Annotated in this window: 16 protein-coding genes and 1 pseudogene; 13 read left to right on the top strand and 4 right to left on the bottom strand. The window is 72.8% G+C overall.

Annotation, left to right across the window (positions count from 1 at the left end):
• Positions 1 to 67: 67 nt before the first annotated feature.
• The 11 genes and pseudogenes from ACWFQ8_RS02370 to ACWFQ8_RS02320 all read left to right on the top strand — a co-directional run bounded on the left by ACWFQ8_RS02370 (position 68) and on the right by ACWFQ8_RS02320 (position 13,230).
• Positions 68 to 1,447 (top strand): DUF6716 putative glycosyltransferase, encoded by a 1,380-nt coding sequence (locus ACWFQ8_RS02370; RefSeq protein ID WP_453784328.1) that lies wholly within the window; start codon positions 68 to 70, stop codon positions 1,445 to 1,447.
• A pseudogene (locus tag ACWFQ8_RS02365) lies at positions 1,444 to 2,169 on the top strand (acylneuraminate cytidylyltransferase family protein); the annotation flags it as partial. The gene ACWFQ8_RS02370 and the pseudogene ACWFQ8_RS02365, both read left to right, overlap by 4 nt.
• A gap of 230 nt (positions 2,170 to 2,399) precedes the next feature.
• Positions 2,400 to 3,314, top strand: coding sequence for an N-acetylneuraminate synthase family protein (locus tag ACWFQ8_RS02360; protein WP_453784327.1), 915 nt, complete (start codon positions 2,400 to 2,402; stop codon positions 3,312 to 3,314).
• Between the two features lie 48 nt (positions 3,315 to 3,362).
• Positions 3,363 to 4,556, top strand: coding sequence for a hypothetical protein (locus ACWFQ8_RS02355; RefSeq protein ID WP_453784326.1), 1,194 nt, complete (start codon positions 3,363 to 3,365; stop codon positions 4,554 to 4,556).
• Positions 4,557 to 4,693: 137 nt separating this feature from the next.
• Entirely contained in the window at positions 4,694 to 5,938 is a 1,245-nt protein-coding gene (locus tag ACWFQ8_RS02350) for an amidohydrolase (RefSeq protein WP_453784612.1), read from the top strand.
• Positions 5,939 to 6,165: 227 nt separating this feature from the next.
• On the top strand, positions 6,166 to 7,215 hold the full coding sequence (locus ACWFQ8_RS02345) for a BMP family lipoprotein (protein WP_453784325.1): 1,050 nt from the start codon (positions 6,166 to 6,168) through the stop codon (positions 7,213 to 7,215).
• Between the two features lie 284 nt (positions 7,216 to 7,499).
• The gene (locus ACWFQ8_RS02340) at positions 7,500 to 9,068 is read left to right on the top strand and encodes an ABC transporter ATP-binding protein (protein ID WP_453784611.1); all 1,569 of its coding nucleotides are present in this window, start codon (positions 7,500 to 7,502) and stop codon (positions 9,066 to 9,068) included.
• Positions 9,065 to 10,180: an ABC transporter permease gene (locus ACWFQ8_RS02335; protein WP_453784324.1), complete on the top strand. Its 1,116-nt coding sequence runs from the start codon at positions 9,065 to 9,067 to the stop codon at positions 10,178 to 10,180. Before ACWFQ8_RS02340 ends, ACWFQ8_RS02335 begins: the two co-directional genes overlap by 4 nt.
• Positions 10,177 to 11,442 (top strand): ABC transporter permease, encoded by a 1,266-nt coding sequence (locus tag ACWFQ8_RS02330; RefSeq protein ID WP_453784323.1) that lies wholly within the window; start codon positions 10,177 to 10,179, stop codon positions 11,440 to 11,442. The genes ACWFQ8_RS02335 and ACWFQ8_RS02330 overlap by 4 nt, the downstream gene beginning before the upstream one ends.
• On the top strand, positions 11,439 to 11,840 hold the full coding sequence (locus tag ACWFQ8_RS02325; protein ID WP_453784322.1) for a cytidine deaminase: 402 nt from the start codon (positions 11,439 to 11,441) through the stop codon (positions 11,838 to 11,840). Before ACWFQ8_RS02330 ends, ACWFQ8_RS02325 begins: the two co-directional genes overlap by 4 nt.
• A gap of 112 nt (positions 11,841 to 11,952) precedes the next feature.
• Positions 11,953 to 13,230 (top strand): thymidine phosphorylase, encoded by a 1,278-nt coding sequence (locus tag ACWFQ8_RS02320; protein ID WP_453784321.1) that lies wholly within the window; start codon positions 11,953 to 11,955, stop codon positions 13,228 to 13,230.
• A 154-nt stretch (positions 13,231 to 13,384) separates the two neighbouring features.
• On the opposite strand, the gene ACWFQ8_RS02315 is transcribed toward ACWFQ8_RS02320, so the two are convergent.
• Both ACWFQ8_RS02315 and ACWFQ8_RS02310 read right to left on the bottom strand, forming a co-directional pair.
• Positions 13,385 to 14,383 (bottom strand): sigma-70 family RNA polymerase sigma factor, encoded by a 999-nt coding sequence (locus tag ACWFQ8_RS02315; protein ID WP_453784320.1) that lies wholly within the window; start codon positions 14,381 to 14,383, stop codon positions 13,385 to 13,387.
• Positions 14,384 to 14,514: 131 nt separating this feature from the next.
• Positions 14,515 to 15,807: an MFS transporter gene (locus ACWFQ8_RS02310; RefSeq protein ID WP_453784319.1), complete on the bottom strand. Its 1,293-nt coding sequence runs from the start codon at positions 15,805 to 15,807 to the stop codon at positions 14,515 to 14,517.
• 98 nt (positions 15,808 to 15,905) lie between these two features.
• Between ACWFQ8_RS02310 and ACWFQ8_RS02305 the strand changes: the two genes are divergently transcribed.
• On the top strand, positions 15,906 to 16,841 hold the full coding sequence (locus tag ACWFQ8_RS02305) for a LysR family transcriptional regulator (protein WP_453784318.1): 936 nt from the start codon (positions 15,906 to 15,908) through the stop codon (positions 16,839 to 16,841).
• Between the two features lie 82 nt (positions 16,842 to 16,923).
• Here ACWFQ8_RS02305 and ACWFQ8_RS02300 read toward each other — a convergent pair whose 3' ends face one another.
• The gene (locus ACWFQ8_RS02300; RefSeq protein ID WP_453784317.1) at positions 16,924 to 17,949 is read right to left on the bottom strand and encodes a LuxR C-terminal-related transcriptional regulator; all 1,026 of its coding nucleotides are present in this window, start codon (positions 17,947 to 17,949) and stop codon (positions 16,924 to 16,926) included.
• A 262-nt stretch (positions 17,950 to 18,211) separates the two neighbouring features.
• Between ACWFQ8_RS02300 and ACWFQ8_RS02295 the strand changes: the two genes are divergently transcribed.
• The gene (locus ACWFQ8_RS02295) at positions 18,212 to 19,336 is read left to right on the top strand and encodes an ATP-grasp domain-containing protein (protein ID WP_453784316.1); all 1,125 of its coding nucleotides are present in this window, start codon (positions 18,212 to 18,214) and stop codon (positions 19,334 to 19,336) included.
• Here the strand turns inward: ACWFQ8_RS02295 and ACWFQ8_RS02290 are convergent.
• Positions 19,312 to 19,683: a cupin domain-containing protein gene (locus ACWFQ8_RS02290; protein WP_453784610.1), complete on the bottom strand. Its 372-nt coding sequence runs from the start codon at positions 19,681 to 19,683 to the stop codon at positions 19,312 to 19,314. The two genes, ACWFQ8_RS02295 and ACWFQ8_RS02290, sit on opposite strands and share 25 nt — an antisense overlap.
• Positions 19,684 to 19,730 lie beyond the last annotated feature (47 nt).

The raw sequence follows: 19,730 nt of genomic DNA, 5'->3' as shown, positions 1-19,730 counted from the left end.
GGGTTGTTAACCCGCTGTTGTGCGGTCGTTGGGCCGCTCACCGAAATTGCGGAATAGCTTCTGCCGCGTGTCAGAACGCAAACGCGTCGCCGTACTCGCCGATTCCGATACGCGATGGAAATGGGGCGCACTCACCGCCCGCCGTCTCGTGCCCGACCACCGGCTCACCGGACACCTGCTGCGCGGCAGGGCCACGCCCACCGCGCGCCAGCTCGGTGAGGTCGGGGTCCGGGCCGACCGGCTGACCGAGGTGACCTGCGCGGAGTTCCTCGCCGAGATCGAGCGCGAGCGCTACGACGTGGTCGTCCTCGCCCTCGTCGGCGGAGCCGTCCAGGCCGTCCTGCACGGCGCCCGCGCCCTGTGGCCCGCCCCGGCCCGGCGACCCGTGTTCGTCACCGGCTACGTCGGCGTCGTCTACGAGAAGCTCGCCGACGGACTGCTGCTGCGCCACGGGGCCGACCTCGTCCTCGCCAACTCGCGCCACGACGCGCAGCGCTTCCGCGCCGTGTACGAGGGCGTCGGCGCGGACGCCTCGGCCGTCATCGAGACCGCGCTGCCCTTCCTGGGCGGAGCCCGGTACGACGAGGAGGCGGCCGCGGACCGGGCCCGCACGGTGGTCTTCGCCGTGCAGCCCTCGGTCCCCGAGAGTCGCGCGGACCGCGTGTACCTGCTCGAACGGGCCGCGGGGCACGCCCGCAGGCATCCCGACCGCGAGGTGCTGATCAAGCTGCGCAGCCGGCCCGGGGAGCACACCACGCACCTGGAGGAACAGCCGTACCAGCGGCTCGCGCAGCGCCTTCCGGGCGGACTGCCGCCCAACTGCCGCCTGGTCTACGGGAACATGGGCGAGGTGCTGGACGGCACCGACCTGCTGGTCACCGTCTCCTCCACCGCCGCCCTGGAATCGCTGCACCGGGGGATCCCCACGGCCGTCCTCACCGACCTCGGCGTCCGCGAGGCCCTCGGCAACCACCACTTCCTGGGCTCCGGCTGCCTCACCTCCTGGGACCGACTCGACGCCGGGCTGCTGCCGCGGGGCGACCCGGACTGGCTGGCGGAGCAGGGCGTCCTACCGGTCCCGGCCGAGCCCGGCGCCGCGGCCGCCGCTGCCGCGAGTGACGGCCGCACCGCCGGCGCGCGTCCGGCGGGCGCGGACGCCTACGCCGCCGCCCGGGCACGGGTCGCCGGACTCACGGCCGCCGCCCGGCTGCCCGCACCCGCGCCGTACTACACGCTCACCACCGCCCCCGGGTACCTGCCCGGCATCCTGGCCCGCCACCACCTCGCGCCCGACGGCACCCCGCTGCCCGGCGCCGCGCGCACGACCGAAGGCACGTCCCGGCTGCGGCGCCGGCTCCGCGCCCATCTGCGCGACGCCGCCCGGGGCGCGTACCGGCACGGCGTGCAGCGCGTCGCGCCGGTGATCCGCCGGATGGGGGAGCTGTGAGGGTCCTCGCGGTGATCCCCGCGCGCGGCGGATCCAAGGGCGTCCCGGGCAAGAACCTCACCGAGGTCGCCGGCGTCCCGCTGGTGGCCCGTGCCGTACGGGCCGCGCTGGCCGCCCCGACCGTCACCGACGTGGTCGTCTCCACCGACTCCGCGGACATCGCCGCCGCCGCGCGCGCCGCGGGGGCCGACGTCGTCGCCCGCCCCACCGCGATCTCCGGTGACACCGCGAGCAGCGAGGCGGCGCTGCTGCACGCGCTGGGAGCCTTCGAGGAACTGCACTCCCTCACCGTGGACGTGCTCCTCCTCGTCCAGTGCACCAGCCCCTTCCTCACCTCCTCCGACGTGGAGTCCGTCGCCGTCGCCGTCGCCTCCGGAGCTGCCGACTCCGCGCTGACCGCGGCCCCCTTCCACGGCTTCCTCTGGCGGGAGGGGCCCGACGGGGAAGGCACCGGGGTCAACCACGAGACGACGTACCGGCCCCGGAGGCAGGACCGCCCGCGGGACCTGCTGGAGACCGGCGCCGCCTACGCCATGGACGCCGCCGGCTTCCGCGCCGCCCGGCACCGGTTCTTCGGCCGGGTCCTGCCCGTCGCCACCGACCCGGCGCGGGTCCTGGAGATCGACGACCCGCACGACCTGGCCCGCGCCCGGCTGCTGGCCCCCCTCCTCGACCCCGTCCCCGCCCCCGCCGCTCCCGCCGACCGGCCCGGGCCCGTACCCCCCGTACCCGCGAGCCGACCCGAGCCCGCACCCCCCGCGGCACCCGCCCGCCCCGCGGCACCGACCCACCCGACGGCACCGGCACACCCGGCAGTACCCGCACACCCCGCAGCACCCGCACCCGCCCCTGTGGCAGCACCCGCACACCTCGCCGGCGGCGCACACCCCTTCGCCCCCAGCGCCCCGCGACCCCCGCACGACCCGACCCGAACCGAAGGACGCCAGCACCCATGACCACCGCCCCCCACGCCGCCGACCGCCTCCGCGCCTTCGGAACCCGCACCGCCGGCCCCGGCCGCCCCGTCTACGTCGTCGGCGAGATCGGCATCAACCACAACGGCGACCTCGGCAACGCCCTCGCCCTGATCGACGCGGCCGCCGAAGCCGGCTGCGACGCGGTGAAGTTCCAGAAGCGGACCCCCGAGATCTGCACCCCGCGCGACCAGTGGGACATCGAGCGCGACACCCCCTGGGGCCGGATGACCTACATCGACTACCGCCACCGCGTGGAGTTCGGCGAGGAGGAGTACCGCGCCATCGACGCGCACTGCGCCAAGCGCGGCATCGACTGGTTCGCCTCCCCGTGGGACACCGAGGCCGTCGCCTTCCTGGAGAAGTTCGACGTCCCCGCGCACAAGGTGGCCTCCGCCTCCCTGACCGACGACGAGCTGCTGCGCGCCCTGCGCGCCACCGGCCGCACCGTCGTGCTGTCCACCGGCATGTCCACCCCGCGCCAGATCCGGCACGCCGTCGAGGTGCTCGGCAGCGGCAGCATCCTGCTCTGCCACGCCACTTCGACCTACCCGGCCAAGGCCGAGGAGCTCAACCTGCGGGTCATCGGCACCCTCCAGGAGGAGTACCCCAACGTCCCGATCGGCTACTCCGGCCACGAGACGGGCCTGCAGACCACCCTCGCCGCCGTCGCCCTCGGCGCCACCTTCGTCGAGCGGCACATCACCCTCGACCGCGCGATGTGGGGCTCCGACCAGGCCGCATCCGTGGAGCCCGGAGGCCTCGCCCGGCTGGTCCGCGACATCCGCACCATCGAGACCGCCCTCGGTGACGGCGTCAAGCGCGTCTACGACTCCGAGCTCGGCCCCATGAAGAAGCTCCGCCGCTTCCAGGGCGAGCCGGCCGCCGTCTGACCTCCGGTCCGGCACGTACGAGTTCCGCCTTCAGACGAGGAGTACGTCGTGACCCGTTCCGTCCCCGCCCTGGCGTTCGTCGAGAGTCCCGTCCAGCTCCTCAACGTGCTGGAGTGGGCCCACGGCCACGCCGGTCCCGCGGCGCGGCCCGGGCCGGCGGCGGCCCCCGCTCCGCTCCTCGACGGCATCCCGGGCCAGGGCGGCCGCTGCGCCGCCCACGAGCACGGAGCCGCAGCCGCGCCCGCGGCGCCGCCCGGCCTGCGGATCGTGGTGCTGCCACCGACCGATCCCATGTCCCGGGGCCAACTGCGCCGGATGGCGGGACTGGCCCGCGACGAGGGGCACCAGGTCCAGTGGCAGGAGGCGCGCGGCGGCCGTCTCGCACCGCTGAAGGCGCTCGCCGCGCTGGCCCGCGACGTACGCGCGGCGCGCACGGTCGTCGTCGGCGACCCCTTCTCGCGCTACGTCCAGCTGCTGCTCACCCTGGTCCGGGCCGAGGAGCTCGTCGTGGTCGACGACGGGACGGCCACGATGGAGTTCATCGCCCAGAGCGCCCGCGGCGAGCGCCTCGTACGGTGGCACCGGGTCGGCGGCGGCGGACTGCCCGGGCGGGTGCGCGAACTGGCCTACGCGCCCGTGTCCGCCACCGCGCGGCGCCGGTTCCGGCCCGTCGGGGCCACCGGCCGCAGGGCCCGGCGCGTGGAGGTGTTCACCTCGATGCCCGTCACCGCGCACGGCGGGATGACCCTGCGGGTCAACGACTTCTCCTGGACCCGGGCCCGTTTCGGCCCGCCGCGCCTGACCCGGGGCGCCGACTTCGTCGGCACCTCGCTCGTGGAGACCGGAGTGGTCGAGCCGGCCCGCTACCTGGAGGCGGTGCGCGCCCTGGCCCTGGAGCACGGGGCCACCCGCTACTTCGCGCACCGGCGGGAGTCCCCGGAGAAGCTGCGCGCGCTGAGCGAGGCGACCGGGCTGGAGATCGTCCGCCCGGACCTGCCGCTCGAACTGATCGCCCGGCGCGGACCGGTCGGTCGTACGATCATCAGCTTTCCGTCCACGGTCGTCCACACGCTGCCGTACGCGCTGAGCGGCACGGGCGTCACCGTGGCCGTATGCGATGTCGCCCCCGAATGGCTCACCGGGTCGGCCTCTCCGCGCGCCCGGGGCTTCCTCGCCGGGGTCACCGAGACCGCCCGTGATGTGCGCAGACTCCCTGCTCGGGCGGCCTCCTCGGCCGGATGAGCGCGCGAGTTTACCCGCCGACTCGTCCAGTCATGCGTCCAGAGGCCGGGATTCTTTCCCCTAACGGCATGAACTTTTTGTGATCTCCAGCCACTTGGCCGGTGGGTGCGCCTACCCTTCAACGGGTGAACCAGTTGATGTCCCGCGAGTCCCAGACCGCCCAGCCCGCCGCGTCCGACCGGCCCGAGCTGCCCGGCAAGCTTCCGGACCACCTGCGTGCCGAACTGATCGCCTTCCGCCGCGACTTGCACATGCACCCCGAGCTAGGGAACCAGGAATTCCGCACCACGGCGGCGATCAAGGCCCGCCTGGAGAAGGCCGGCCTGCGACCACGGGTGCTCACGTCCGGCACTGGCCTGATCTGTGACGTGGGCACCTGGGACGGCGTGCGGCCGATGCTGGCCCTGCGCGCGGACATCGACGCCCTGCCCATTCCGGACGCCAAGACGCACGTGGCCTACCGCTCCACCTTCCCCGACCGCGCCCACGCCTGCGGCCACGACGTGCACACCGCGATCGTGCTCGGCGCCGGCCTGGTGCTCGCGGACCTGGACCGCCAGGGGCTGCTGCCCCAGCCGGTCCGGCTCCTCTTCCAGCCCGCCGAGGAGGTGCTGCCGGGCGGCGCCACCGAGGCCCTGGAGTCCGGCGCGCTGGACGGTGTGGGGAAGATCGTCGCCGTGCACTGCGACCCCCGCGTCGACGTCGGCCGGATCGGCCTGCGGCCCGGCCCGATCACCTCGGCCTGCGACCGCCTGGAGGTCACCCTCTCCGGCCCCGGCGGGCACACCGCCCGGCCGCACCTGACCACCGACCTGGTCACGGCGGCCGCGCGGGTGGCCATCGACGTGCCGGCCGTCCTCGCCCGCCGGATGGACGCCCGCTCGGGCATGGCCGTCACCTGGGGCCGGATCGAGACCGGGCACGCCTGCAACGTCATCCCGATGCACGCCGAGCTGTCCGGAACCGTGCGCTGCCTGGACCTGAACGCCTGGCACGAGGCCCCGGACATGATCCACGCGGCGATCGACGAGATCGCCACGGTGCACGGGGCCAAGTTCGAGATCAACCACGTGCGCGGAGTGCCGCCGGTCGTCAACGATCCGGGCGTCACCGAGCTGCTGCGCGAGGCGATGGGGGTCCGCTGCGGCGCCGACTCGGTCGAGGACACCGAGCAGAGCCTGGGCGGGGAGGACTTCTCCTGGTACCTGGAGCACGTCCCGGGCGCCATGGCCCGCCTGGGGGTCCGAACCCCCGGCGACTCGGCCAAGCGCGACCTGCACCGGGGCGACTTCGACGTCGACGAGTCCGCGATCGGCGTCGGGGTCGAGTTCTTCACGGCCGCCGCACTGCTCGACGGACGGCGCACCCGGCCCGCCCGCTAGCACGCGGCAGGAATTCGCCGCGACGGCGCGGCGCTCCCGACGAAGGTGTCCGGCCCTTGATACACAAGGGCTGGGCGCCCGAGGAGTTACCGATCGGTCACTGTCCGGTTCGCGACGATCCGATAACGACTCATGAACGGGCCTTTAACTGACATCTACGCGCGTTACGATCGCCGCGAAACCAGCGCCGGTCGTGGCGCTTCGGTCGGTTTTGAAGGAGCCTCCCCTTGCGCCGGATCACCAGGATCGCCACCGTGGGCATCGCGTCCGCGGCGCTGGCCCTCTCGGCCACCGCCTGTGGCGGAAAGCAGTCGTCGGACACCGGTTCCGATTCCAAGGCAGAGTCCGCCGCCATCGCGTACGACATCGGTGGCCGCGGCGACCAGTCGTTCAACGATGCCGCCTACGCGGGCCTCAGCCGGGCCGAGACCGAGCTGAAGATCAAGGGCTCCGAGGCGGAGCCCACCGACGGCGAGGGCGAGGCCGACAAGGTCCAGCGCCTCACCGAGCTCGCCCGCAAGGGCAACAACCCGGTCATCGGCGTCGGCTTCGCCTACGCCCCGGCCATCGCCAAGGTCGCGCCGAAGTTCCCGAACACCACGTTCGGCCTCATCGACGACCTCTCGGTGACCGACAAGAACATCGCCAACCTGGTGTTCAACGAGGAGCAGGTCTCCTACCTGGCCGGCGTCGCCGCCGCCAAGGCGACCAAGTCCGGCACGGTCGGCTTCATCGGCGGCGTCGAGACCCCGCTGATCAAGAAGTTCGAGGCGGGCTTCGCCCAGGGTGTCCAGGACACCAACCCGAGCGCCAAGGTACTCACCCAGTACCTGACCCAGCCGCCGGACTACACCGGTTTCGCCAAGGTCGACCTCGGCAAGGCCGCCGCCCAGGGCCAGCTGGCCAAGGGCGCGGACGTGGTCTACGCCGCTGCCGGCGGTGCCGGTGCCGGCGCCATCGAGGCCGCCGCGACCGCGGGCAAGTGGGCCATCGGTGTCGACTCCGACCAGTACAACCAGGCCGGTCTCGCCAAGTTCAAGGACAAGATCCTGACCTCGGCCACCAAGGACGTCGCCGACTCGGTCTTCAACCTGATCAAGTCGGTCCAGGACGGCAAGCCGCAGACCGGTGAGGTCCGCTACGGCCTGGACACCGACGGCGTCGAGCTGGTCAACACCAACCCGGCGTACAAGAACATGCCGGAGGTCGTCGCCGCGGTGGACAAGGCCAAGGCCGACATCATCGCCAAGAAGATCACCGTCAAGACCGCCCCGTAGGGCAGCGCCTGACGCGTAGTCGTGGTGTCCGGGGTTCGGGAAGCGGTCTCCGCCGCTCCCGGACCCCGAGCCACGTTGTACGACCGATCAGTTCTCGACCCGTCGGCCTGTATGGCCGCAAGATTTCACTTCCGACAGTGCTACGCGCGTAGAGGCGCCGTGGACGCGATAGCGTCCTCCTCCCGCCCACCCGCCCGGCCGATCACTGTTCCCCCTGCCTTCCGCTCCTTCCGCGCCAAGGAGAGTGCGTCATCAACGCGTCCAGCCCGCCCCTCGCCGTAGAACTGCACGGCATCACCAAGCGCTTCCCCGGCGTCGTCGCCAACAAGGACATCGCGATCAGTGTCCGCAAGGGCACCGTCCATGCCCTGATCGGCGAGAACGGCGCCGGCAAGTCGACCCTGATGAAGATCCTCTACGGCATGCAGAAGCCGGACGAGGGCACCATCGCCATCGACGGGGAGCAGGTCGCCTTCCACAGCCCCGGCGACGCCATCGCCCGCGGCATCGGCATGGTGCACCAGCACTTCATGCTCGCCGACAACCTCACCGTCCTGGAGAACGTCGTTCTCGGCGGCGAGAAGATCCACGGCATCGGCGCCAAGGCTCGCAAGAAGATCCGGGAGATCTCGGACGCGTACGGCCTCGGCGTGCGTCCCGACGCCCTGGTCGAGGACCTCGGTGTCGCCGACCGGCAGCGCGTGGAGATCCTCAAGGTCCTCTACCGGGGCGCGAAGATCCTCATCCTCGACGAGCCGACCGCCGTGCTCGTGCCGCAGGAGGTGGACGCGCTCTTCGACAACCTGCGCGAGCTCAAGGCCGAGGGCCTGACCGTCATCTTCATCTCGCACAAGCTGGGCGAGGTACTGAAGGTCGCGGACGACATCACCGTCATCCGCCGGGGCACCACCGTCGGCACCGCGGACCCGAGGACCGCCACCACCAAGCAGCTCGCCGAGCTGATGGTCGGCTCCGAGCTCCCGTCGCCCGAGACCCGCGAGTCCACGGTGACGACCACCCCGATGCTCCAGGTCCGTGACCTGCGCCTGGCCGCCACCGACCCGGACGGTGTCGTCCGCGAGGTGCTGGCCGGCATCGACTTCACCATCCACAAGGGTGAGGTGCTGGGCATCGCCGGCGTCGAGGGCAACGGCCAGACCGAGCTCATCGAGGCCCTCATGGGCATGAGCATCCCGGACGGCGGCACCATCACGCTGGACGGCACGGACATCTCCACCGCGCCCACGCGCAGCCGCCGCGAGGGGGGCATCGGGTACATCCCCGAGGACCGCCACCGCCACGGCCTGCTGCTGGAGTCCCCGCTGTGGGAGAACCGCATCCTCGGCCACGTCACCGAGGCGCCCAACTCCAAGCGCGGCATCCTCGACCCGCGGGCCGCCCGCAAGGACACCGAGCGGATCGTGCGCGAGTACGACGTCCGCACGCCCGGCATCGAGGTCACCGCGGCCTCGCTCTCCGGCGGCAACCAGCAGAAGCTGATCGTCGGCCGCGAGATGAGCCACAACCCGAAGTTCCTCATCGCCGCCCACCCCACGCGCGGTGTGGACGTCGGCGCGCAGTCGCAGATCTGGGACGCGATCCGCGAGGCCCGCCGCGAGGGTCTGGCCGTGCTCCTGATCTCGGCCGACCTGGACGAGCTGATCGGCCTGTCCGACACCCTGCGCGTCATCTACCGCGGCCGCCTGGTGGCGGACGCCGACCCCGCTACCGTCACCCCCGAGGACCTCGGCACCGCCATGACGGGCGCCGCCTCGGGGCACCTGGAAGCATCCGACAACCACTCCGCCGGTACCCACGCGGTCACCGATTCGTCGGAGGACGAGGCCCGATGAAGACATTCGACAAGGACCGGCTGCTCCTCGGCATCGCCGGGCCCGTGCTCGCGCTGGTCAGCGCGTTCGCACTCACCATGATCGTGCTCGCGGCCACGGGTGTGAACCCGTTCGAGCCGATGCGCATCATGGTGGAGAACGCCGGCTACGAGGACGTCCAGGTCCTCATCGTGAACCAGACCGGCACGTACTACCTGGCAGCCCTGGCCGTGGCCATCGGCTTCCGGATGAACCTCTTCAACATCGGCGTCGACGGCCAGTACCGCCTCGCGGCGATGCTCTCCGCGGTGGTCGGCGCGGCCGTCACCCTGCCGGGGCCGCTGCACATCCTGCTGATCGTGCTCGTCGCGATGCTGGTCGGTGCGTTCTGGGCCGGTATCGCCGGTGTGCTGAAGGCCAAGCGCGGTGTCAGCGAGGTCGTCTCCACGATCATGCTGAACGCCATCGCGACCAGCCTGATCGCCTGGATGATCCTGCCGAAGAACCTCGGTGTCCAGCCGGCCGGCTCCAACACCCTGACCACCGGCGACATCGCCGAGTCCGGCTGGTTCCCGGCCCTGGCGCTGGGCGACGGCCTGGAGATCTACGGCTTCACCTTCGTCTCGCTGGCGCTCGGCGTCGTCTACTGGTTCGTCCTGAACCGCACCCGCTTCGGCTTCGACCTGCGCGCCACCGGTGCCAGCGAGTCCGCCGCGCAGGCCTCCGGTGTGGACGCCAAGAAGATGATCATCACCTCGATGCTCATCTCCGGCGCGGTCGCCGGTCTCGCGGGCATGCCCGTGCTGCTGGGCGAGAGCCACACGTACAGCCTGTCCTTCCCGGTCGGCGTCGGCTTCACCGGCATCACCATCGCGCTGCTCGGCCGCAACAGCCCGGTCGGCATCCTCCTCGCCGCGTTCCTCATGGCCTTCATCGACAAGGCCTCCGCCTCGCTCGACACCGAGGGGTACGCGAAGGAGATCGGCACGATCATGAAGGGCCTGATCGTGATCGCGGTCGTCGTCTCGTACGAACTCGTCCGCCGCTACGGGATCCGCCGCCAGCAGCAGAAGGTCGGCGAGGAACTCGCCGCCGGCGGCGCCATCAAGACCGACAAGGAGGTCGCGGCGTGAGCACCAGCACCGTTTCCGCGACGGCCGCCGCACCGAAGAAGTCCGGCGGCCGCAAGAAGCTCACCCTGCCCTGGATCATGCTGATCATCGCGGGCGGCCTCGCGCTGGTCTCGCTGGTCCGTGTGATCAGCGGTGCCGACGACCTGACCTCGGTCGGCCAGGTCTCCGGCGCCCTCTCCCTCGCCGTGCCGATCGGCCTCGCCGGTCTCGGCGGTCTGTGGTCGGAGCGCGCCGGTGTCGTCAACATCGGCCTCGAAGGCATGATGATCCTCGGCACCTGGTTCGGTGCCTGGGCGGGCTACCAGTGGGGTCCGTGGACCGGCGTCCTCGTCGGCATCGCCGGCGCCGCCGTCGGCGGCCTGCTGCACGCGATCATCACGATCACCTTCAACGTCAACCACATCGTCTCCGGTGTGGCCATCAACATCCTCGCCCTGGGCTTCACCCAGTACCTGTCGAACTTCACGTTCGCCGAGGCGCCGGGCGGCTCCTCCAAGCAGTCCCCGCAGGTCGAGCCGATCTACAAGATCACCGTCCCGGGCCTGTCCGACTGGATGACCGAGCTCCAGGGCAAGCACTGGTTCTTCGTCTCCGACCTGGCCGGCGTCATCGGCGGCCTGGTCACCGAGCTGTCCCTGCTGACCGTCGTGGCCCTGCTGCTGATCCCCGGCACCTGGTGGATCCTGTGGCGCACGACCTTCGGCCTGCGGCTGCGCTCCTGCGGTGAGAACCCGGTCGCCGCCGAGTCCCTCGGCGTCAACGTCTACAAGTACAAGTACATCGCCGTGATCGTCTCGGGCGCCCTCGCCGGCCTCGGCGGCGTGTTCCTGTCGATCGTCGCCAGCCCGATCTACCAGGAGGGCCAGACCGGCGGCCGCGGCTACATCGGTCTCGCCGCGATGATCTTCGGTAACTGGATGCCCGGCGGCATGGCGCTCGGCGCCGGCCTGTTCGGCTTCATCGACAGCCTCAAGCTGCGCGGTGGCGCCGAGAACGTCCACGCGATGCTGCTGCTGATCGCGATCCTGCTGGTGCTCGCCGCCGGCTGGCAGATCTACAAGAAGAAGTACGTCCAAGGGGCCGTCGCCGCCTTCTTCGCCGCCGTGCTGTTCGTCTGGTACGCCATGACCGACCAGGTGCCGAGCCAGTTCGTCGACGCGGCCCCGTACGTGACGACCCTGCTGGTGCTCGCGCTGTCGGCGCAGCGCCTGCGGATGCCCAAGGCGGACGGCCTGCCGTACCGCAAGGGCCAGGGCAAGTGACGGCCCCGGCCCCGGCTGTCGACTGGGAGGCCCTGCGGGTGGCGGCCCGGGACGCGATGTCCCGCGCGTACGCGCCGTACTCGGGCTTCCCGGTCGGGGTCGCCGCCCTCGTGGACGACGGCCGTGTCGTGACCGGCTGCAACGTCGAGAACGCGAGCTACGGACTGGGCCTGTGCGCCGAGTGCGGGCTGGTCTCCTCGCTGCAGGCCACCGGCGGCGGGCGCCTCACCCACTTCACGTGTGTGGACGGCAAGGGCGAGAGCCTGGTCCCCTGCGGGCGCTGCCGCCAGTTGCTGTACGAATTCGGTGGGCCGGAGCTGCTGGTGGAGACGCCGGAGGGCATCCTTCCGCTGAGCGCGATGCTGCCGCAGGCCTTCGGGCCCGGCCACCTGAGATAGCCGTGCCGACGGCCCTCCGCCCCCGCCGGGCGGAGGGCCGTCGTCCTTCCCCTCCCTTTCGCACCCCCCTCCCCCACCCCCTCTCTCTATGCGCGTAGAAGGAAGTCACCTCATGGACGTCATCTCCGTCATCCGGACCAAGCGGGACCGCGGTGAGCTGAGCCCCGAGCAGATCGACTGGGTCATCGACGCGTACACGCGCGGTGTCGTCGCCGACGAGCAGATGTCGGCGCTGGCGATGGCCATCCTGCTGAACGGGATGAACCGGACCGAGATCGCCCGCTGGACCGCCGCGATGATCGCCTCCGGCGAGCGCATGAACTTCGACTCCCTCTCCCGTCCGACCGCCGACAAGCACTCCACCGGCGGCGTCGGCGACAAGATCACCCTTCCGCTGGCCCCGCTCGTCGCCGCCTGCGGCGCGGCCGTGCCGCAGCTCTCCGGCCGCGGCCTCGGCCACACCGGCGGCACCCTGGACAAGCTGGAGTCCATCCCGGGCTGGCGGGCGCTGCTCTCCAACGAGGAGATGCTGCACGTCCTGAACACCACCGGCGCGGTCATCTGCGCGGCGGGCGACGGCCTGGCCCCCGCGGACAAGAAGCTCTACGCCCTGCGCGACGTGACCGGCACCGTCGAGGCCATCCCGCTGATCGCCTCCTCGATCATGTCGAAGAAGATCGCCGAGGGTACGGGCTCCCTCGTGCTGGACGTGAAGGTCGGCAGCGGTGCCTTCATGAAGAACATCGAGGACGCGCGCGAGCTGGCGCGCACCATGGTGGGCCTCGGCACCGACTCGGGCGTCAAGACCGTGGCCCTCCTGACGGACATGTCCACGCCGCTGGGCCTGACCGCCGGAAACGCGCTGGAGGTCCGCGAGTCGGTGGAGGTCCTGGCGGGCGGCGGCCCCTCCGACGTGGTGGAGCTGACGATCGCGCTGGCCAGGGAGATGCTGGACGCGGCGGGCATCAAGGACGCCGACCCGGCCAAGGCGCTGGCCGACGGCTCCGCGATGGACCACTGGCGCCGGATGATCGCCGCGCAGGGCGGCGACCCGGACGCCGCGCTCCCCGTGGCCCGTGAGCAGCACGTGGTGACGGCCCCGGCCTCGGGCGTCCTGACCCGCCTCGACGCGTACGCGGTGGGCGTCGGCGCCTGGCGCCTGGGCGCCGGCCGCGCCCGCAAGGAGGACCCGGTGCAGGCCGGCGCGGGCATCGAACTGCACGCCAAGCCGGGCGACACGGTGACCGCGGGACAGGCCCTGCTGACCCTGCACACCGACACTCCGGAGAAGTTCGCCTACGCGCTGGCCGCACTGGAGGGCGCGTACGACATCGCCCCGGCCGGCACCGCGTTCTCCGCCGCGCCGATCGTGCTGGACCGCATCGCGTAACCGCGCGCCGCGCTGACGGAGCCCTTCCCCGGCCGGACCGGGGGAGGGCTCCCCGGCGTCCCGGCCCCGGCGCCTTGGCCCCGGCCCCGGCGCCCCGGCGCGTCGGCCCCGGGGGAGAGCTCGCCGTCACCGGGGCCGGCCCCGCACTCCGCGCCTACTGGGCCTCGTAGGACTCGTCGAGCTCCTCGGGGAGCCCGAAGAGCGGAAACCACCGGGCGGTGTCCAGGAAGGCGTTGAGCCCGACGATCCGGCCGCCCGAGACCTCCAGCACCTGGAGTGCCCACGGGGTGTGACCGGGCCGGCCGTCCTCGCGCGGCCGGTACTGCCCGAAGGCCGGCAGGCCGTTCGCCGTCGTTGGCACCAGCCGGGAGCCCTTGCAGCCGACGCCCTGGTTCAGGTGCCAGGCCGCGATGTCCTCCCGGCCCCGCAGCCACAGGTCGTACGGCGGCATCGAGAGCACCGCGTCCTCGTGCAGCAGCGTCGTGAGCCGCGTGATGTCGTAGGCCTCGAAGGCGGAGAGGTACTGCTCCAGCAGCCGGGCCTGGTCCGCGTCCAGCGGGTCCGCCGGGTCGCTCTCGCGCAGCCGCTGACCGGCCAGCGTGGCCCGCGCCCGCTGCAGCGCGCTGTTGACCGAGGCCACCGTCGTGTCCAGGAGCCGGGCGACCTCGTCGGCCTTCCACGCCAGCACCTCGCGCAGGATCAGCACCGCCCGCTGCTTCGGCGGCAGGTGCTGGAGGGCCGCGACGAAAGCCAGCCGGACGGACTCCTTGGCCAGCGCCGCCTCCGCGGGGTCGGCGGTCCGCGGCAGCACCCGGCCGTCCGGGACCGGCTCCAGCCAGGTCACCTCCGGCCGCTCGCTCAGCACGGCGGAGGCCTGGTGCTGCGGCGCCGTGAGGTCCATCGGGCGGGCCCGCCGGTTCCCGGCCTTCAACAGGTCCAGGCAGACGTTGGTCGCGATCCGGTACAGCCAGGAGCGCAGCGAGGAACGGCCCTCGAACTTCTCGTGACTGCGCCAGGCCCGGATGTAGGTGTCCTGCACCGCGTCCTCGGCGTCGAAGGACGAGCCGAGCATCCGGTAGCAGTAGCCGGTCAGTTCGACGCGGTACCGGTCCATCGCCGCGTCGAGTCCGGTGCCGGTCGCGAGGTCTGTCATGTCGCCGATCCCCCTGGTAGAACCCGATGTCCCGGACGCTACCGGAGGGCACCGACAGTCGCAGCCGCAAGCGTCACGTACCGGATTTGCGCCCGTACCCGCGACGTGCACGAGGGAAGCGTGGATTTCCGTCAGCGTGCGGCAACCGCCGGAGCCATCGTCCGCCGCTCGGCGCGGGCCGCGTGCGACCCGTACAGCGTGATCGACACGACGCCGAGCACGGCCAGCAGCGCGATGCCCACCGTGGCCGCCCACCCGGCATCGTGGTAGGCGAGCGCCCCCAGGGTGCCGCCCGCGCTGGAGCCCAGGTAGTAGGCGGACTGGTAGAGCGCCGACGCCTGCGCGCGGCCGGAGCGCGCCGTCCGGCTCACCGCCGCCGAGGCCACCGCGTGCCCCGCGAAGAAGCCCGCCGTGATCAGTACCAGCCCCGCCACGACCGCGGCCAGGGACTGCGACAGCGACAGCAGCAGCCCCAGCGCGGTGGTGGTCACGGCCAGGTACAGCGCGCCGCGCCGCCCCGTGCGGGCCACCAGTCGGCCGGCGGCCGCCGAGGAGACCGTACCGACCAGGTACACCAGGAACACCGAGCCGACCACGCCCTGCCCGAGGGAGAACTCGTCCACCAGCCGGTAGCCGATGACGGTGTACACCGCCCCGAAGACCGTCATGAACAGCGCGCCGATCCCGTACAGCCGCAGCAGCAGCGGATCGCGCAGATGGCCGGCGACGGTACGGCCCACCGCGCGGGGGTTCAGCGACGCGGGCCGGAAGAACCGGGCCCGGGGGAGCAGCACCAGGAAGGCCACCGCGCAGGCGAGCGCCATCAGGGCGACCGAGGCCAGCCCGACCCGCCAGCCGCCCGCCTGGGCCGCCCAGCCGGTGACGATGCGGCCGCTCATGCCACCGAGGGAGTTCCCCGCCACGAACAGGCCGATCGCGCCGACCAGGGCGTGCGGCCTGACCTCCTCCGCGAGGTACGCCATCGCCGAGGCCGGGACGCCGGCGATCGCCGCGCCCTGGACGGCGCGCAGCGCGATCAGCCACTCCACGTTCGGCGCGAACGGCACCAGCAGGCCCACGCCCACGGCCAGCACCATCGACCACGTCATCATCCGGGTCCGCCCGAAGCGCTCGGACAGCGCGCTCAGCGGCAGGACGAACAGCGCGAGCGCGCCCGTCGCCGCGGACACCGTCCAACTCGCCTGCCCCGCGGTTACTCCGAGCCCCTCGGAGATCGCGGGCAGCAGCGCCTGGGTGGAGTAGAGGAGGGCGAAGGTCGCCAGTCCGGCGGCGAAGAGCGCGAGGCTCATCCGGCGGTAGCCGGGCCGGCCGGGGGAGAGGGCTTCGCCGGCGGACTGCGGCGGCGGGGACGACGGGGTGGAGGCACCCGTAAGGACGGGTGCCCCGGTATGAGCGGGAGGCATACGAAAACCGTAGGCCCGTGTTTTTGATGCGTCCAATGCACAGAATCGCGATAATCGATCCACTCGCGCATCACCACAGCTCAGGGCGGCGTATGTCGATGAACCGTTACGAAGAAGACATGGCCGTGACACGTCTGCTGGCCCCGCGCCTCGCCTATTTCGCGGCGGTCGCCCGGCACGAGCACGTCACCCGCGCCGCCCACGAGCTGGGCGTTCCGCAATCCACCCTGTCCCGGGCCATGGTGCGTCTCGAACACGACCTGGGGGTCACGCTGTTCGCCCGCAAGGGCCGCACCGTCGCCCTCACCACCGCCGGCCGCACCTTCCTCGCCTCCGCCGAACAGGCCCTCGACGGGATCGCCCGCGCCGCAGAATCCGTCCAGCAGGACGCCGACCCCGCCCTCGGCAAGGTCGCCTTCGGATTCCTGCACACCCTCGGCCCCGAGACCGTGCCCGGCCTCATCCGGGCCTTCCGCGCCGACCACCCCCGGGTGCGCTTCTCCCTCGTCCAGAACTACGGCGAGGCCATGCTGGAGCGGCTGCGCGCCGGCGAGCTCGACCTCTGCCTCACCTCACCGCTCCCCGACGCCCCCGACCTCGTCGTCCGCCGCCTCGACGAACAGCGGCTGCGCCTGGTCGTCCCCGACGACCACCGCCTCGCCACCCGCAAGCGCATCCGCCTCGCCGAGGCCGCCGAGGAAACCTTCGTCACCCTCGAATCCGGCTACGGCCTGCGCCGCATCACCGACGACCTGTGCGCGGACGCCGGCTTCACCCCCAGGGTCGCCTTCGAGGGCGAGGAGGCCGAGACCCTGCGCGGCCTGGTCGCCGCCGGTCTCGGCGTCGCCCTCCTGCCACCCCCGGCCGTACCGCGCCCCGGCGTCGTGGAGCTGACCGTCACCGCCCCGCGCGCGGTCCGCGAGATCGGCCTGGCCTGGCTCGACGGCCACCCCGACACCCCGCCGGTGGCGGAGTTCAAGCGCTTCCTGCTCTCCCGCCGCGGCCGCCTCATCCCACCCGGCCCCGACGCCTGAGGACACCGGCCCGCCGGCGTCCGCATACAGCCCCGCCATACGGCTCCGCCGGCGTGACGGTGCGGGGTCGGGTGCGGGCGGCTCAGCCCTCAGGCTCCGGCTCCGGCTCCGGCGCCGGAGCCACGGCAGCAGGCCTGAGCAGGTACCCGGCCTGGAACCGGGACTTGGCGCCGACCGCCCGCATGATCTCCGCGATGTGCCGCTGGCAGGTCCGCTCCGACATCCCCAGCCGCCGCGCGATCACCTTGTCCTCCAGCCCCTCCGACAGCAGCCGGACGATCGTCTGCCGCAACTCGTCCGAGATCGAGCGGGCGGCTTCCGGGCTCACCGTCGTCGGGAAGGGCTCCGCCCCCAGCCAGGACCGCTCGAACGCCGCCGTCATGAAGTGCACGACGTTCGGCTCGCGCACCACCAGCGCCGCGCCGCCGCGGCCGGGCACCGCCATCAGCCCCGTGTGGTCGTCGAAGACCAGCATCCGCATCAGCCCGTCACCGAGCGTCCGGACCTGCGCGCCCATCGCCGTCACCCGCTCGACGTACGCCGCCGTCGGCCGCGAGTACCGCGCCGTGTGCTGGTAGATCGTCCGCATCCGGACCCCGCGCGCCAGCAGCGACTCGTCCCGCCCGATCGACTCCTCCAGCGTCTCCAGCGGCCGGCCCCCGCCCGGTTGCGAGGTCAGCAGCTCCCGCTCGCACGCCGCGACCAGCTCCGCGATCAGCCCCCGTACCGCGCCGAGGTCCGTGACCACCTCCAGGTGCCCCGAACCGCCCGGGTCCCGGCGCGCGGACCCGGCCTCGTACGCCGGTACCAGTGCCTCCAGCCGCCCCCGTAACCGGTCCATCTCGTCGTGCGTCTCCCGCACGAGCAGCGCCAGCGGAGCCAGCGCACGGGCCGCCGCCGCCCGGGGCGCGACCGCGCTCCACCGATCCGGCCCGCCCCCGGGCGCCCGCTGGAGCAGATGCGCGGCGGCCAGCTCGGTGATCGCGGCGGCCGCGCGCACACCCAGGGCGGCGGTGGCCTCCACCGTGTCGAAGGAGTGCCGCTCGACCGCGTACGCGTACAGGCGCCGGGCAGCAGGGCTCAGCTCTCCCGCTTCTTCAGCTGGCATATGCATATTCGTCCCGGCCTGTATCCGTTTGTAAACCCCTCGGGTTCCCGCAAGGCGACAAGACGATGCCTGTCCGGAAGCTTTCGGCATATGCCGACGCGGCACAGTGACAGCACGGCGTGAGGGGGGACGCGGTATGCGGCAGTGGACATCCGTCGCGGGGCGAGGCCCCGTGGCTGTCCTGCTGAGCCCGCGGCCCGCCGTGGTGGCGGCCGCCCGCCGTGCGGGTGCGCAACCCCTGGTGGTCGCGCCGGATCCATCGGTGTCATCCGACCGTGAGGGGGCGGAGCGGCGGATACGGACGGACTGGCGCGACCACCAGCGGCTCGTGCGGACGGTCGGCCGGCTGGCCGCGGTCCGCCAGGGCCGCGCCGCCGTCTTCGGCTTCGACGCCGCGGCGGCCCTGGCCGCCGCCCGCGCCAACGAGGCCCTGGGACTGCCCGGGACCCCCACCGCGGCCCTCACCGCCCTGATGGACAAGGCCGCCCTGCGGGCCCGCTCCAACACCCTGCACCCGCGCCGGCCCGTCTCCTTCGCCCGCTGCGGCCGCGCCGACACGCTCCCCTTCGTCGCCACCCTCATCGGCTACCCCTGCGTGGTCAAACCCCGCGCGGGCGCCGACGGCGAGGGCGTCCGCCTCGTCCACGACGAGGCCGCGGCGCGCTCCGCCGCCCGCCACTACCCCGCGGTCACCGACCTGGTCGTCGAGGAGTACCTCGAAGGCCCCGAACTCGCCGTCGAGGCCCTCTCCCGGGCCGGCCGCCACCGCGTCCTGGGCTGGGCCCGCCGGCTGACCGGAGGGGGAGCCGGCCTCGCCGCCACCGGCCACGAGCTGCCCGCGACCCTCGATCCCGCGACCGCGGAGACCGTACGGGCCCTCGTGCTCGGCGTCCTCGACCTGACCGGCCACCGCGACGGCCCGTCCCACACCGAGGTCATCCTCACCGCGCACGGCCCCCGCCTCGTCGAGGCCCACGCCCGCCCCGGCGGCGAGGAGTTCACCCGGCTGCTGCGGCTCGCCCACGGCACGGACGTCCTGGGCCTCGCCCTCGCCGCCGGGCTGGGCCTGCCCGACCCGCTCCGCATTCCGCGCGCCGCCCACGCGGGGCTGCGCTACGTCGACTTCCCGCCGGGCCTGCGCCCTGACGCGGTCCGGCCGGGTCTGCGCGCCGCGCGCGCCGTACCGGGGGTGGTCCGGGTCCAGCTGCAGATCCCGCCGGACGCCACGGTCCGGCGCGCGCCGACGGGCACGCGGCACCACGCCTACGTACTCGCGACCGCCCCGACGGAGGGGGCCCTGACCCGCGCCCTGGACCGGGCCGCCGCTCTGCTCGGGCAGGGCGCGCCGGAGCGGCGCTCGCGTCAGCCGGAGACCGGCTTCGCGTAGTCCCCGTAGCCGGTCCAGTCCAGTACGACGCAGGGTTCGTCGCTCAGCACCCAGGCGTCGTGCCCGGGCGCCACCTGGATGAAGTCGCCGGGGCCGATGTCCAGGGACTCCCCGTCGTCCATGACGATCTTCATGCGGCCGCTCACGACGTATCCGGTGTGGCCGGAGAGGCAGCTGTCCGTGCCGGCCAGCGGCTTGACGTGCTCCGACCACTTCCAGCCCGGTTCGAAGACGGCCCGGCCGACCTGGCCGCCGTCCGTCGCCACCAGGTCGAGCCTGCCCATGCCGTCCGTGAACGGCCGCGTCTCGTCCGCCTTGTCGAAGTTCCTGGACATCAGGCCGGCCATCGTCATCGCCTCCCGCGCAGAAGCACCCGAGTACCTGATCTCACTGT

The organism is Streptomyces sp. NPDC055254 (genome assembly GCF_053606025.1).
The sequence above is the reverse complement of the archived record's forward strand: the minus strand, read 5'-3'. Positions and strand labels throughout refer to the sequence as shown.